Below are 14,135 nucleotides of genomic sequence, written 5' to 3'. Positions count from 1 at the left end.
ACGTAATGAAGCATCAGGATGACGCCATTCCCTTTTCCTACCTCGTGAAGGTTGGACATGTCTCGGCCAACCCCGTCGAGGTTCGCCTTGAGGCGGACGAGAAGGAGCGCAAGGCGCTTGCCGAAAGCTGGGATATTCTGGCGGTCGACGAGCTGCGCGCCGAGCTGCAGATCAACCGCTGGAAAAAAGACGGCATCCGCGTCAAGGGCAGGGTACGTGCCAAGATCGTTCAGGCCTGCGTCGTCACGCTCGAACCGGTGCCCTCTGATATCGACGAGCAGTTCGAGCAGATCTTCGTGCCTGAGAATTCCAAGCTGGCCCGCCGCCCGGCCAATGATGCCGGCGAGATGGTGCTGGATCCCGATGGTCCCGATCTGCCTGAAGCCTTCGTCGGCGACAGTATCGATGCGGGCGCCGTTGTGACTGAATTTGCGGCCCTGGCAATCGATCCCTATCCCCGCAAGGCCGGCATCGAGTTTTCCGGACACATCGAAGATGACGGCCAGAAGGACAAGAAGCCTTCGCCCTTCGCTGCGCTGAAAGACTGGAAGAAGGACTGAATACCCGTTGGGTATTTGACATATTTGAGTTGTAAGCGTTACGAAAACCGGTATTTTGGCCGAAATTTCGCCTCCCCGGCGAAAAGAAGGATCAGGGACGCGTGATTAGAATTTCTCTCGACCTCATGGGTGGCGACTTTGGTCCCCAGGTTGTCATCCCAGGTGCCGCAAAGGCATTGGAGCGGCATCCGGATATCTCCTTCGCTTTCTACGGGTTGAAAGAGCAGTGCGATCCGGTTCTGGCGAATTTTCCCAAACTCCGCGACAAGTCTGTTTTCCATGACTGCGAGCTTGCCGTCCGCATGGACGAGAAGCCCAGCCAGGCGCTGCGCCGCGGCCGCTATGTCTCGACCATGTGGCGGTCGATCGAGGCCGTAAAGACCGGTGAGGCCGATGTTGCGGTTTCGGCCGGCAATACCGGCGCGCTGATGGCCATGTCGAAATTCTGTCTGCGGACGATGGCCAATATCGAGCGTCCGGCAATTGCCGCGATCTGGCCGACGCTGCGCGGCGAAAGCATCGTTCTCGATGTGGGCGCCACAATCGGCGCAGACGCGCAGCAGCTGATGGACTTCGCTCTGATGGGCGGCGCCATGGCGCGCGCACTCTTCGATCTCGAGCGTCCGACGGTCGGCCTGCTGAATGTCGGCGTTGAAGAGGTCAAGGGTCAGGACGAAGTCAAGGAAGCCGGCCGCCTGCTTCGCGAAGCGGGCATCGAGTCGCTCGAATATTCGGGCTTCGTCGAGGGCAACGATATCGGCAAGGGCACGGTCGACGTTGTCGTCACCGAGGGTTTCTCCGGCAATATCGCCCTGAAGACGGCGGAAGGCACCGCCAAGCAGATCAGCACGCTGCTGCGCGAGGCGATGTCGCGCACGCTGATGGCCAGGATCGGCTATCTGCTTGCCAAGAGCGCCTTCGATCTCCTCCGCGAGAAGATGGACCCGAGCAAGGTCAATGGCGGCGTATTCCTCGGTCTCAACGGCATCGTCATCAAGAGCCATGGCGGCGCCAATGCCGAAGGCATCGCTGCCGCGATCGAAGTCGGTTACGACATGGCCAAGAATGGCCTCAATCAGAAAATAGAAAACGATCTTAAGAAATATCACGCCAAGCGGCTGCCCCCGATCGGGCCGGAAGCTGCGTGAGCGACGGGGTTTAGCAAGTATGATCCGTTCAGTGGTTCGCGGGTTCGGATCCGCACTTCCGAAACGCGTAATGACCAATCGTGACATGGAGGACGTTGTCGATACGTCGGACGAGTGGATCGTCCAGCGCACCGGCATCCGCCAGCGCTACGTTGCAGGCGAGGGCGAGACGACCTCGTCGCTCGGCGAGGCTGCAGCCCGTGCCGCGCTCGACAATGCAGGCCTGACGCCTGCCGACATCGATCTCATCATCTGTGCCACCTCGACGCCGGACAACACGTTTCCCGCGACCGCCGTCAACATCCAGAACCGTCTCGGTATGAGCCATGGCTTCGCTTTCGACGTTCAGGCTGTCTGCACCGGCTTTGTTTATGCGGTGACGACGGCGGACGCCTATATCCGTGGCGGCCTTGCCAAGCGTGTGCTGGTCATTGGCGCCGAAACCTTCTCCCGCATTCTCGATTGGAACGATCGCACCACCTGCGTTCTGTTCGGCGATGGTGCCGGCGCGATCGTGCTGGAGGCCTCAGAAGGCGAGGGCAAGACCTCGGACCGCGGCGTTCTGACCGCGCATCTGCGCTCCGACGGCTCCCACAAGGACAAGCTTTTCGTCGATGGCGGCCCGTCGAGCACCGGCACTGTCGGCAAACTGCGCATGGAAGGCCGCGAGGTCTTTAAATATGCTGTCGGCATGATCACCGACGTCATTACCGCAGCCTTCGAGGCGACCGGCACCACGTCTGACGATCTCGATTGGCTGGTCCCCCACCAGGCAAATCGGCGCATCATCGACGGTTCGGCCAAGAAGCTCAACATTGCCCCAGAAAAAGTCGTCGTTACCGTCGATCTCCATGGCAACACCTCGGCGGCTTCCATTCCACTAGCGCTCGCCGTTGCGGCCGGTGACGGCCGTATCAAGAAGGGCGATCTGGTGATGCTGGAGGCCATGGGCGGCGGCTTCACATGGGGCGCCGTATTGCTGCGCTGGTAACGGCATAAATCGCGAAAAACTGGCGACGAACAAGAGCTTGACCGTAAGGCACAAGACAAATAGTCTTTGTTCGCTTTCATAAGATATTTTGTAGTTTGGGCGGGGAAACCATGACCGGAAAGACAGTGACGCGAGCAGACCTGGCGGAATCGGTTTTCCGGAAGGTAGGCCTCTCGCGAACGGAATCCGCCGAGCTTGTCGAAACCGTGATCGACGAGATCTGCAACGCCATCGTCCGCGGCGAGACCGTCAAGCTTTCGTCCTTCGCGACATTCCAGGTCCGCGACAAGAACGAGCGCATCGGCCGCAATCCGAAGACCGGCGAAGAGGTGCCGATTTCACCCCGCCGCGTCATGACCTTCAAGGCGTCAAACGTCCTGAAGACCCGGATTCTCAAGGCGCATACGCTTCGCAAGGTGAAGCAGAAGCCAGTCAATCCGGCCTCCTGAGCCCATCCCGGGCACTGTGCATAATCGATAAATCATTGATGTCATTGCCCGCGATCTGTGGGAACGCGAAGACGTGACTTGAATTCGACGCTTCAAACCGTTGAAATATGATGAGTCGCGGATTGGACCGCCACCGAGGTCGCGTAGGGAGTAGGACGTTGGACAAGAGCCCTGATGCTTTTCGAACCATCAGCGAAGTTGCGGATGACCTTGATCTGCCGCAACACGTCTTGCGCTTCTGGGAAACTCGCTTTCCGCAGATAAAGCCGATGAAGCGCGGCGGTGGACGCCGTTATTATCGTCCTGAGGATGTCGATCTGCTGAAGGGCATCCGGCATCTGCTTTACGATCATGGCTATACGATCAAGGGCGTGCAGAAACTCCTGAAGACCAACGGCAACAAGTTCGTGGTCTCGGTCGCCCATGGCGATCTTGCGAGCGTCGAGGCGCTGGCTGCGAGTTCCAAGGATGGAGCAGGGGCTTCGTCCGAGCCGAGGGTCAGCATGGCCGACGAGGATCAGCTGGTCGGGCGCGCCAAAGCGCCAATTACGCGCCGCTTCTTCAATTTCGTGAGCGGCGAGGACGAACAGGCCGACGTATCGATCGGCAAATCCAGCGTCGGCAAGGAAGACCGGGCCCTGCTTCAGGAAGCACTCTACGATCTCCTGGAATGCAAGCGCCTGCTCGATCAGGTCCGCTAATCAATTAGATCCACGTAAGTCTAAAGCGCGGAAGCATGTGCTCCCGCGCTTTTTCTGTAGACGTTATTCGAGAACCTGGATGACGCGGTGCGTCTGTGGCTCCACGATCACGCGGCGATCGTTGATGACCGTATAGGCATAGCCATCTGCATCCGGAACGGTGTGGACTTCGACGGTGTCAGGCAGCGTCGTGCCGACGACGACATCGCCATCATAGACGACCGACGGCACCTGCTGCTCCATCACATAGGTGCGGACTTGTCCCGGAAGCACGATTGCGCCTGTCGGCGCGGGATCGGTGACGATGACAGTGCTCTGCGCGAACGCGGCAGAGCTGACCGTCAGAAGTACGGCGGCCGTGGCCAGCATGGTCTTGCGCATGGTGTGAACTCCTTTTCCTACCCAGCTGAGATCAAAACGCCGCTGGATATTCGTTGTTCCCCACACTCAGCCCGCCGCTTACTCCGCGCGCACCATGTCCAGCAGCGTGTCGTGGTCGTGAATGCCGTCGAAGTAGAAGCGGATCACATCGCGGGCGACCTGAAGCGCATCGACGCTCTGCTTGTTCAGGCGCCGTTCCGCAATGATGGCATCGAAGACGCCCTGCAGCACATCGACCTCGTCAGGGGCGACTGGATCGTGCATCGCGCGTTCTGTGATCGCGTTCATGGAAACCTCCGCATCTCCTCCTGCATATGTGTCAATGTGCGTGCGGCGGCGGCGCATTTCAACCAGCAAGCGCGGCAATGGTAATTGAGGCGTTACTAAAAAACATTATTCGTCCGCAGCTTGGCGCTGTCCGAAATCGCCAGGGTAACTTCTCTCCATGCGAAGTCTGCGTATCCCATTAATAAGTGATTAACCATAAGCGTCGTTTATTCCATCCTGAATGCGGGCGGCTCGTTGATTCGAGAAACCGTCGCGCGAATCTCCCCGTCTGGGGAACAGGAAAGACGATAACGGCGGCTCCCTGACATGCGTTTGCTGAATCTGATATCGATCGTTGCGGTCGCGGGCGTCATGTCCGGCTGTACCTCGACGAGCGGCAGCGTCAAGCAGCCGTCGGCGCCCGAGGCCGTGGCCAGCGAAAAGGCGCTTGTTCTGCCGCCGCCGGGTGGCCCGTCGATCGTCAGCGTCATCGAGACGAAGCGCGGAAACGGTGTCGAGCAGACGCTGGCGCTCTTCACCTCGTCTTCCGTTCCCGGTCAGAACTTTCTCAAGGTCCAGTTTCTCGGCGCCAGCGGTTCCAATCCGGATACCGGCGGCGCCGGCTACAAGATGCTCGGCGAAACCGCGATGTCGCGCGAAGCCTTTGGCGCTGTGCCCGGCGTCGCGATGGCACGCAACACGACATTCCTGCAAAACAGCTACGGACCGTTCTCCTACGCCTCCGGCCGCAGCCGCGGCGGCGATACCTGTATCTATGGCTGGCAGCAGATCCGGTCCAGCCATGCGGCGCATACCCAGGCGCGCAATTTCGGTATGATCCAGGTCAAGCTCCGGCTGTGCGATGCCCGCGCCAGCGAGCGGCAGCTGCTGGCCGTCATGTATGGCTATACGATCACCGGTACGCTGAATGGCGAAATCTGGAACCCTTACGGCGATGTCCGCGGCGCCGATCCGACGCTCGGTCGCACCGGCAGCCCGATCTATCCAGATGACGGCGGTTATCGCCAGATGTCGATGCCGCTGGGCTATGAGCCTGCACCACCGGCCGTCAACCGCGTTGCCGTGCGGCGCACCGTCGTGGCGGCTCAGCCGGCCGCGGCACCGCAGACCGTCGTGCAGCAGCTGGCGCCGGTCGGGCCGCGCGTGCCGCTTCCGGATGCGCCGGCGCAGAGCTCACAGGTGGTCGTGCCGGGCGCTCCAGCGCAGCCTGCGGCTCCCGCACAACAATCCGCGCGGGCAGGCGGTGTCGCCGTCCCCTCGCCAGACTGCATAGGCGATGCGGCCATGACGGCCGCCTGCCGGAGATAGACGGGCATGCCCGGGCCATCAGGCCCGGTTTTGTTATTTCGAAGGGACGTCGATGCATAAGGCCCGAAGCATCCTCATATGGGCGGTTGTCTCGCTCTGCGTGATCGCATTGATCACTCTGCCGGTGAATCTGCAGACGCAGCTCATCGCCAGCATCACCGTGGTCACCATCATGGCGATCATCAAGGTGATGAAGGGCGAGGGGACCTGGCGGCTGATCGCGCTCGCCTTCGGTACCTCAATCGTTTTGCGCTATGTCTATTGGCGCACGACGAACACCCTGCCGCCGGTCAATCAGCTCGAAAACTTCATTCCCGGTCTGCTTCTCTATCTGGCCGAAATGTATTCGGTCGCAATGCTGGCGCTCAGCCTCTTCATCGTCGCCACGCCGCTGCCGCCGCGCCCGTCGCGCGCCGCCCGCAATGACCGCCACCCGCATGTCGATGTCTTCGTCCCGTCCTATAACGAGGACGCGCATCTGCTCGCCAATACGCTGGCCGCCGCCAAGGCGATGGATTATCCGGCCGACAAGCTGCATGTCTGGCTGCTTGATGACGGTGGTACGCTGCAGAAGCGCAATTCCAACAAGCTGGTCGAAGCCCAGGCCGCCGCCGCGCGGCACAATGAGTTGAAGCAGCTCTGCGAAGATCTCGACGTCAAATACCTGACCCGCGAGCGCAACGAGCATGCCAAGGCCGGCAATCTCAACAACGGCATGAAGCACTCGACCGGCGAGCTGATCGCCGTCTTCGACGCCGACCACGCCCCGGCGCGCGACTTCCTGCTGGAAACGGTCGGCTATTTCGACGACGACCCGAAGCTCTTCCTGGTCCAGACGCCGCACTTCTTCATCAATCCGGATCCGCTCGAGCGCAACCTGCGCACCTTCGACAATATGCCGAGCGAGAACGAGATGTTCTACGGCATCATCCAGCGCGGTCTCGATAAGTGGAATGCCGCCTTCTTCTGCGGCTCGGCTGCGGTTCTCAGCCGCCGGGCGCTGGAAAGCCAGGGCGGCTTCTCCGGTATCAGCATCACCGAGGACTGCGAAACGGCGCTGGCGCTGCATGGCACCGGCTGGAACTCGATCTATGTCGACAAGCCGCTGATCGCTGGCCTGCAGCCTGCCACTTTCGCCAGCTTCATCGGCCAGCGCAGCCGCTGGGCACAGGGCATGATGCAGATCCTGCGTTTCCGCTTCCCGCTCCTGAAGCGCGGCCTGACGATCCCGCAGCGCCTCTGCTACATGTCCTCTACGCTGTTCTGGCTCTTCCCGTTCCCGCGCACGATCTTCCTCTTCGCGCCGCTCTTCTACCTGTTCTTCGATCTCGAAATCTTCACCGCATCGGGCGGCGAGTTCCTGGCCTATACGCTGGCCTACATGCTCGTGAACCTGATGATGCAGAACTATCTCTATGGTTCGTTCCGCTGGCCATGGATTTCCGAGCTCTACGAGTATGTGCAGACCGTGCACCTGCTTCCCGCCGTCGTCTCGGTGATGCTCAATCCACGTAAGCCGACCTTCAAGGTGACGGCAAAGGACGAATCGATCGCCGTCAGCCGACTGTCGGAAATCAGCCGTCCGTTCTTCGTGATTTTCGCGGTGCAGATCATCGCGTTGATTATCACCATCTACCGCATCTATGCCGAGCCCTATAAGGCCGACGTGACGCTCGTCGTCGGCGGCTGGAACATCATCAACCTGATCATGGCCGGCTGCGCGCTGGGCGTTGTCTCCGAGCGTGGCGAGCGTTCGTCATCGCGGCGTGTGCGCGTCAACCGGCGCTGCGAGCTCGGCGTCAACGGCAAATGGTATACCGCCTCGATCGAGGACGTTTCGGTCCATGGCGCCCGCCTGCATGTGTTCAACAAGCAGCTCGACCTAATGGCGATCGGCGCCGAAGGCGAGATCCGCTTCCGTCCCTATAGCGGTGCCGATCTCGAAACCCTGCCGCTCATCGTCCGCAACATCGAGCCCTCGGGCGATATCACCGCGGTCGGCTGCCAGTACATTCCGAAGAGCGCGCTCGATCACCGGCTGATCGCCGACCTGATGTTTGCCAATTCCGATCAGTGGACGCAGTTCCAGCAGGGCCGCCGCCGCAATCCGGGGCTGATCCGCGGCACCATCTGGTTCCTCGGCCTGTCGCTCTACCAGACGAGCCGCGGCCTGGTTTACTTCTTCCGTAGCATGCGGCCGGAGCGCGAGCAGGCGCAGCAGCAGCAACAGACGGCAAAGGCGAACAGCTGATGAAGAAGCTTGCCGCTGCCTCCGCTCTGCTTCTCAGCGCCTCGGCGATCGCTTATGCGCAGACCGCCCAGGCGCCTGCACCTTTCGACATGTCCGGTGAACGTCCGACCGGGCTGCAGCCAATGGTGCCGCGGCTGACGCTTCCCGCCCAGCAGCCAGCAGCCGTTCCGCCACAGCCGGCACCCGTTCCTGCGGCCCCTGTCTCCGCTGCACCCATCCCGGCAGCACCCCCGCAAGCCGCGCCAACGGCCGCCGTTCCGGCAACGCCGCCGGTCTTTTCTCAACCGGCCGCAGCGCCGGCACCTGTTCCGGCAGCGCCTGTTCCTGCTGTGCCCGTCAATGTCCAGCAGCCCGCGCCGCAGGCGCCCTCCGCCCAGCAGGCGGCAGCGCCGGATGCGGCATCGGCTGCGCGTGCCGCCGGAAATGTCGTGCGTTACGTCGTACCGGCAGCGAAATTTGGCCTCGAAGGCGAGTACGACCGCAAGTCCTGGACCGTCTATCTGACGCCCGAGCAGGCGGCTGCACCGGCAAAGTTCAATTTCGCCTATCAGAACTCGATCGTCGTCGCCCCCGAGGCCTCGCAGCTGACGGTGCTGATCAACAACCGGCCGGTCGGCCAGCAGCAGGTCGGCTCGCCCGACAGCCAGTCCTCCGTCAGTTTCGATGTGCCGCGCGGGCTGCTGCAGCCAGGCGCCAATCTGCTGACATTCGAGACCAATCAGCGCCACCGCACCGATTGCAGCATCCAGTCGACCTATGAGCTCTGGTCGAACATCGATCCGTCGCAGACCTATTTCAGTTTCGCCGGACAGGACGCAGCCAAGCTTTCGAGCACCGATGCGATCCGCGCGATCGGTGTCGATGGCGCCGGCAAGACCGAATTCGACCTGCTGGTCCCGGCGCTCGAACAGCCAGGCACCACCAAGCCGCTGCTGCGGCTGACGCAGGGCCTCTCTGTGCTGAGCGGCATGCCGAACCAGACCTTCTCGTTCAGCACCGACCGGGTGCCGGCAGGTGGGGCCGGAAAGCTCAGTGTTCTCGTCGGGACGCCGGCCGAGCTTGCGCCTTACTTCCCGGCGCTGCCGCCAGCCGTTCAGGCTGCTCCGCTTGCCACCTTCGCCACCGATCCGCGGACCGGTGCGACGGTGCTGGTTATCAGCGGTCCGTCCTGGCCGGCAATCTCGGCGGCGATCGATACGATCGTGTCGCCGACCGACCGCTCGCCGGCGGTCCGCCGCGACGTACTGACGACGCAGCGCTGGACGGCGCCGGATGCGCCGCTGCTCTTCGAGGATACCCGACTCAGCTTCCAGCAACTCGGCGTCAAGACCACCGAATTCTCCGGCCGCCGGTTCAGGACCGATTTCAACGTCGCCGTTCCCGCCGATTTCTACGCCAATGCCTATGGCGAGGCGACGGTGCTGCTCGATGCTGCCTATACCGAGAATGTGCTGCCCGGCAGCCATATCGATATCTATGTGAACGGCAACATTGCCTCGACCGTGCCGATCACCTCGACCGGCGGCGGCATCCTGCGCCATCTGCCGATCCGCGTGACCATGCGGCACTTCAAGCCGGGCCTGAACGAGCTCGCGCTTGAGGCGATCCTGCAGACCAAGGACGATGCCGCCTGCGTGCCGGGCTCGACGGCCGCCAGCACGCCGCGTTTCGCCCTGTTCGACACCACCGAATTCCACATGCCGGATTTCGCCCGCGTCGGCCAGCGGCCCAATCTCGCGGCGATGGCAGGCACCGCCTATCCCTACGGACGGCTGACCGGACCGATGCCGCTGTTCATCGATCGCGCCGATGCCGATACGCTGTCGGCGACCGCGACGCTGCTTGGCCAGATGGCAAGCGTCGCCGGTCACCCGATCGATATCGAAACCTCGGCGTCGCCAAGCACGATCGGCGATCGCGACGCGATCTTCATCGGCTCGATCTCGCAGCTTCCGGCGACCGCGCTCTCGCAGGTCAACGTGGCGACCGCCAGCCAGGCCTCGTGGCGCCCGGTGCCCGACACCCAGGCGGCGCAGACGGATACCAATGCAGCCTTCGATGAATGGCGCTCGAAAGTCAGCGGTGGCGCCTGGAGCGGCCAGGTGACGGCTTTCCAGGAGTGGATGCGCCGCAACTTCGATATCTCGCTGAGCTCGCTGCAATTCGTGCCCGGCGCGGAAGAAGTCTTCGCGCCGTCGAACGTCGCGACCATGATGGTCGCCCAGGGGGCAAGCCCCGAAGGCGGTGGCACCTGGACGCTGGTCACCGCGCCATCCGCCAAGGATCTGCGCGAAGGCGCCGAAGCGCTGACCTCGCAGGCGAACTGGCCGCAAATCTCCGGCCATATCACCACCTATTCGTCGAAGACCGGCAAGGTCGAAAGCGTGCCGGTGACGCGCTTCGATTTCGTTCCCTCGCAGACCGGTACGATCGCCAACTACCGGCTGATCGCCGCTAACTGGCTGTCGACCAACATCCTGTCCTACGCCTTCCTCCTCGTCGTCCTGTCTATCCTGATCGGCGTTACGACATCGAGCATGCTCGGCCGGCTGGGGCGCGGAAAATGAGGGCGCTCGCGGCAGCAGGCGCCGTCGCGCTCACCGTGCTGTGGCAGCCGGTGGCCGCTCAGCAGGTGCTCGTCGCCCCGCAGGCCTGGGCCGCCTACAAGACGCAGTTCGTCGATCAGACCGGCCGCGTCATCGACAACGGTAACGGCAATATCAGCCATAGCGAAGGGCAGGGCTATGGCCTGCTGCTTTCCTATCTGGCGAACAGCCCGTCCGATTTCGAGCAGATCTGGTATTTCACCCGCACCGAGCTGCTGCTGCGCAATGATGGATTGGCAGTGTGGAAATGGGATCCGGCCTCCAAGCCGCATGTCACCGACACCAACAACGCGTCCGACGGCGATCTCTTGATCGCCTATGCCCTGGCGCTGGCAGGCACGGCCTGGAACAAGCCTGATTATATCGAGGCTGCCGCCAAGATGGCGCATTCGCTGCTGACAGAGGCAGTCGTGCAATCGGGCGGGCGGACGCTGCTGATGCCGGGTGTGGAAGGCTTCATGCCGCCGGGCCGCAAGGACGGCCCGGTCATCAACCCGTCCTACTGGATCTATGAGGCCCTGCCGGTGATGGCGCTGCTCGCGCCATCCGATCAGTGGCAGAAACTGACGGATGACGGGTTGGCGCTGCTGCGCTCCATGCAGTTCGGCCCGCGCAAGCTGCCTGCCGAATGGGTGAGTCTGGCGCGCATGCCGGCCCCGGCCGAAGGTTTCGATGCCGAGTTTGCCTATAACTCGGTTCGCATCCCGCTTTATCTCGCCCGCGCCGGCATTGCCGACAAGGCGCTGCTCTCCCGGCTGCAGGAGGGGATGACGGTAGACGGTGCTCCGGCCACCATCGATCTAACGACAGGTAAACCGAAAGCCGCGCTTTCCGATGCCGGTTATCGAATTGTTAACGATGTTGTGGCCTGTGTAGTGAATGGCACAAGGCTGCCAGAATCAGCCTTGCAGTTCTCGCCAGCGCTCTACTATCCGTCCACCCTCCAGCTGCTCGGGCTGGCCTTTGTCGGGGAGAAACATCCGGAGTGTCTGTGAAGTCCTCTCTCGTTGCAATTTCCGCCGCGGTCGTGGTGGCTGGTGTCATCACCGGCCTGAAGGATCGTGCGGCGCTTCAGCAGCGTTTCGGGATGGGCGAAGAGGAGAAGGCTCCGAACCTGATGCTGATGGAGCGGATCAAGGGGCCGGATGCGCCGGCCGATCCGAAGATCGACGTCCAGGCAATCACCGATCGTCTGCAGGCCGCAGCACCCGTCCTCACGGCGCAGACGCAGGCGCCAGCCCCCGTTATCGCAACACCGCAGCCTCAGCCGCCCGCCAGCGCAGCGATGACGCCGGTCGAGACCGCCCAGCAGACGCCGCCGCAGCCCGTCCAGCAGCAGACATCCGCACCGCAATCGCAGGCGCAGCCGAAGGTCGATGAGAGCGCGCTGCGCTATTTCGCCAGCCGCGGCGACAAGGTGCGTCTGCAGGCCGAAATCTCGCGTCTCCAGGCGCTCTACCCGAACTGGGTGCCGCCAGCCGATCCGCTCGCCGTTCCGCAAAGCGGCGACAGGCAGCTCGAAACCATGTGGCAGCTCTATTCCGAAGGCCGCTACGCGGAGCTTCGCAAGGCGATCGCCGACCGGCAGACGGCCGAGGCAGCCTGGCAACCGCCCGCAGACCTGCTCGACCGCCTCGACGTTGCCGAAGCGCGGGCCCGGCTGGTCAATGCCTCTGATCTCAAGCAATACGCAACCGTCATCGATATCGGCTCGGCGACCCCGAGCCTGCTGACCTGCAGCGATATCGACGTTCTCTGGCGCGTTGCCGAAGCCTTCGTCAGCAGCGACCGCCAGCAGCGCGGCGTCGATGCCTATAGCTACATCCTGAAGAACTGCACCAATCCGCAGGAGCGCCTGGCGACGATCCAGAAGGCCGCGGCCGTTCTGCCCTACCAGCCGATGCAGTCGCTGCTTGCGCTCGAGCAGCCTGCCGTCAGCGGCGCCCGCGAATTCGATGCCATTCGTGATGATCTGGCCCGCCGTTTCCTAGCCGAAGGCAATGCCGACGACAAGCTGACGGTGGCGCCCGATTATATCTCCCGGGTCGAGCGGCTTGCCGAAGCGCAGGGCCAGCCGACCGATGCGCTGTTGCTCGGCTGGTATCAGCTGCGCCGCCAGAATGCCGAGGACGCCGAGAAGTGGTTCCGCGCTGCACGCACCAAGGAAGACAGCGCATCCGCGTCCGAAGGTCTGGCGCTGGCCCTCATCGACAGAAAGGCGCCGCAGGAAGCCGAAGACGTCATGTATAAATGGCGCACGGACTCCAAGGACGCCATGGACACCTATCTGGCCGCGACCGCCAACGTCATGGCGCTGCAGCCACCCGCCAATCTCAGCGAGGATGTGCTGGGCCGCATGGCCGCCGAAATCATCGCCCAGAAATATGTCCCGACCGCCCAGCAGTTCGGCTGGTATGCGCGCTCGCTGAACCAGCCGCAGACAGCTGCCCGCTGGTTCGAGACGGCGCTGCGCTGGAAGCCGGATGACGAGCCCTCTGCCTACGGCCTGGCGATCACCCGCGAGCAGCTGAACGACCGCAAAGGCGTTGCCGAAGTGCAGCGTCTCTGGGCCGGTCATTCGCAGCGTATCGCAACGCTCGACGATACCTCGTCGCTGACGCCGAACACATCGCAACCGCTTCCGGGGCCCGGCCAGGCACCGCAGACCGGCGCTCCTGCCGCAATGGCACCCGTTCAGCAACAGGCAGCACAGCCGATGCAGCAACAGATGCAGCCGGTGCAGGCACAGCCGCAACAATACCAGCAGTATCAGCCGGTTCAGCAATACCAGCAGCAGCCCGTTCAACAGCAGCAGCAGGCTGCACTTCGCCCGCGCCCGCGCGCCCCGGTGGCCGATTATGCCGAGCCGCAGCTGCAGACGCGCAATGTCGAACGCGGCGGCCGCCAGCCGCGCGGCTGCTCCACGACCGTTGACGCCGATATGCTGAACCCGGGCGATGCGCTGAACCGTGGCTGGTGCCTGATGGACCTCAACCGCCCGATGGAGGCGATCGGCGCCTTCGAGACAGCGCTGAAGAGCCCGGTTCGCCAGAACCGCGAAGATGCCGCCTACGGCCAGAGCCTTGCCTATCTGCGCGCCGGCCTTTCCAACAACGCTGCCGTAGCCGCAACCCGCGCACCGCAGAACCGCCAGCGCGCCGCCGAGCTCCAGGTCGCCATCCTCGCCGACCGGGCGCTTTCGGCCTATGGCGCCAAGCGCTACCGCGAGACGCTGATCTTCCTCGACCAGCGCGCCCAGCTGAAGCAGGAAACCATCGACCTGATGGTGCTGCGCGGCTACTGCTACCTGAACCTCAAGATGTATGGCGACGCCACGCGCGTCTTCGAGGCGGCGGCTGCGACCGGCAGCAAGGATGCCAATCGCGGCCTGGCCGATGTCCGCAACGCAACGCACCCCGATACCGTTTACTGACCTTGGCAATCGCGCCTGC

The 14,135-nt window shown here is 62.9% G+C and carries 12 protein-coding genes; 10 read left to right on the top strand and 2 right to left on the bottom strand.

Going from position 1 to position 14,135, the window contains the following annotated elements; genetic code table 11:
- Nucleotides 1-5: 5 nt before the first annotated feature.
- The 5 genes from AB4Z25_RS18885 (at nt 6) to AB4Z25_RS18865 (ending at nt 3,849) form a co-directional block, all read left to right on the top strand.
- Nucleotides 6-560, top strand: coding sequence for a DUF177 domain-containing protein (locus AB4Z25_RS18885; RefSeq protein ID WP_112537476.1), 555 nt, complete (start codon nt 6-8; stop codon nt 558-560).
- A gap of 101 nt (nt 561-661) precedes the next feature.
- Nucleotides 662-1,708, top strand: coding sequence for a phosphate acyltransferase PlsX (plsX, locus tag AB4Z25_RS18880; protein ID WP_112389603.1), 1,047 nt, complete (start codon nt 662-664; stop codon nt 1,706-1,708).
- Between the two features lie 19 nt (nt 1,709-1,727).
- Nucleotides 1,728-2,699: a beta-ketoacyl-ACP synthase III gene (locus AB4Z25_RS18875; protein ID WP_112517011.1), complete on the top strand. Its 972-nt coding sequence runs from the start codon at nt 1,728-1,730 to the stop codon at nt 2,697-2,699.
- Between the two features lie 110 nt (nt 2,700-2,809).
- Nucleotides 2,810-3,148 (top strand): integration host factor subunit alpha, encoded by a 339-nt coding sequence (locus tag AB4Z25_RS18870; protein ID WP_112389605.1) that lies wholly within the window; start codon nt 2,810-2,812, stop codon nt 3,146-3,148.
- 110 nt (nt 3,149-3,258) lie between these two features.
- Nucleotides 3,259-3,849, top strand: coding sequence for a MerR family transcriptional regulator (locus AB4Z25_RS18865; protein ID WP_112389606.1), 591 nt, complete (start codon nt 3,259-3,261; stop codon nt 3,847-3,849).
- A gap of 63 nt (nt 3,850-3,912) precedes the next feature.
- Here AB4Z25_RS18865 and AB4Z25_RS18860 read toward each other — a convergent pair whose 3' ends face one another.
- Nucleotides 3,913-4,230 carry a DUF1236 domain-containing protein gene (locus tag AB4Z25_RS18860; protein ID WP_112389607.1) on the bottom strand — a complete coding sequence of 106 codons (318 nt, stop codon included), beginning with the start codon at nt 4,228-4,230 and terminating at the stop codon, nt 3,913-3,915.
- 78 nt (nt 4,231-4,308) lie between these two features.
- Nucleotides 4,309-4,518, bottom strand: a complete 210-nt coding sequence (locus AB4Z25_RS18855; protein WP_112537475.1) for a hypothetical protein — start codon at nt 4,516-4,518, stop codon at nt 4,309-4,311.
- A 306-nt stretch (nt 4,519-4,824) separates the two neighbouring features.
- Between AB4Z25_RS18855 and bcsN the strand changes: the two genes are divergently transcribed.
- From bcsN to AB4Z25_RS18830, 5 genes are read left to right on the top strand one after another with little or no spacing between them, the layout of a single operon-like run.
- Entirely contained in the window at nt 4,825-5,826 is a 1,002-nt protein-coding gene (gene bcsN / locus AB4Z25_RS18850) for a cellulose biosynthesis protein BcsN (protein ID WP_112537474.1), read from the top strand.
- Between the two features lie 52 nt (nt 5,827-5,878).
- Nucleotides 5,879-8,077: a UDP-forming cellulose synthase catalytic subunit gene (gene bcsA, locus AB4Z25_RS18845; RefSeq protein ID WP_112537473.1), complete on the top strand. Its 2,199-nt coding sequence runs from the start codon at nt 5,879-5,881 to the stop codon at nt 8,075-8,077.
- The gene (locus AB4Z25_RS18840; RefSeq protein ID WP_112537472.1) at nt 8,077-10,644 is read left to right on the top strand and encodes a cellulose biosynthesis cyclic di-GMP-binding regulatory protein BcsB; all 2,568 of its coding nucleotides are present in this window, start codon (nt 8,077-8,079) and stop codon (nt 10,642-10,644) included. The genes bcsA and AB4Z25_RS18840 overlap by 1 nt, the downstream gene beginning before the upstream one ends.
- Nucleotides 10,641-11,678 carry a glycosyl hydrolase family 8 gene (locus AB4Z25_RS18835; RefSeq protein ID WP_442208825.1) on the top strand — a complete coding sequence of 346 codons (1,038 nt, stop codon included), beginning with the start codon at nt 10,641-10,643 and terminating at the stop codon, nt 11,676-11,678. Before AB4Z25_RS18840 ends, AB4Z25_RS18835 begins: the two co-directional genes overlap by 4 nt.
- A complete protein-coding gene (locus AB4Z25_RS18830) occupies nt 11,675-14,116 on the top strand; it encodes a cellulose synthase (protein ID WP_112537471.1) in 2,442 nt (813 codons plus the stop codon). The genes AB4Z25_RS18835 and AB4Z25_RS18830 overlap by 4 nt, the downstream gene beginning before the upstream one ends.
- The last annotated feature ends 19 nt before the right edge of the window (nt 14,117-14,135 follow it).

It is taken from the genome of Rhizobium sp. RAF36 (genome assembly GCF_052114105.1).
GTDB lineage: Bacteria > Pseudomonadota > Alphaproteobacteria > Rhizobiales > Rhizobiaceae > Rhizobium.
This window is presented reverse-complemented; position numbering and strand designations above follow the sequence as displayed.

What these genes read in the sequence shown, in the direction of transcription:
- AB4Z25_RS18885 (WP_112537476.1), top strand. Translation starts at nt 6, where the DNA reads ATGAAGCATCAGGATGACGCCATTCCCTTTTCCTACCTCGTGAAGGTT.
- AB4Z25_RS18875 (WP_112517011.1), top strand. Translation starts at nt 1,728, where the DNA reads ATGATCCGTTCAGTGGTTCGCGGGTTCGGATCCGCACTTCCGAAACGC.
- AB4Z25_RS18870 (WP_112389605.1), top strand. Translation starts at nt 2,810, where the DNA reads ATGACCGGAAAGACAGTGACGCGAGCAGACCTGGCGGAATCGGTTTTC.
- AB4Z25_RS18865 (WP_112389606.1), top strand. Translation starts at nt 3,259, where the DNA reads ATGAGTCGCGGATTGGACCGCCACCGAGGTCGCGTAGGGAGTAGGACG.
- AB4Z25_RS18860 (WP_112389607.1), bottom strand. Translation starts at nt 4,230, where the DNA reads ATGCGCAAGACCATGCTGGCCACGGCCGCCGTACTTCTGACGGTCAGC.
- AB4Z25_RS18855 (WP_112537475.1), bottom strand. Translation starts at nt 4,518, where the DNA reads ATGAACGCGATCACAGAACGCGCGATGCACGATCCAGTCGCCCCTGAC.
- bcsN (WP_112537474.1), top strand. Translation starts at nt 4,825, where the DNA reads ATGCGTTTGCTGAATCTGATATCGATCGTTGCGGTCGCGGGCGTCATG.
- bcsA (WP_112537473.1), top strand. Translation starts at nt 5,879, where the DNA reads ATGCATAAGGCCCGAAGCATCCTCATATGGGCGGTTGTCTCGCTCTGC.
- AB4Z25_RS18840 (WP_112537472.1), top strand. Translation starts at nt 8,077, where the DNA reads ATGAAGAAGCTTGCCGCTGCCTCCGCTCTGCTTCTCAGCGCCTCGGCG.
- AB4Z25_RS18835 (WP_442208825.1), top strand. Translation starts at nt 10,641, where the DNA reads ATGAGGGCGCTCGCGGCAGCAGGCGCCGTCGCGCTCACCGTGCTGTGG.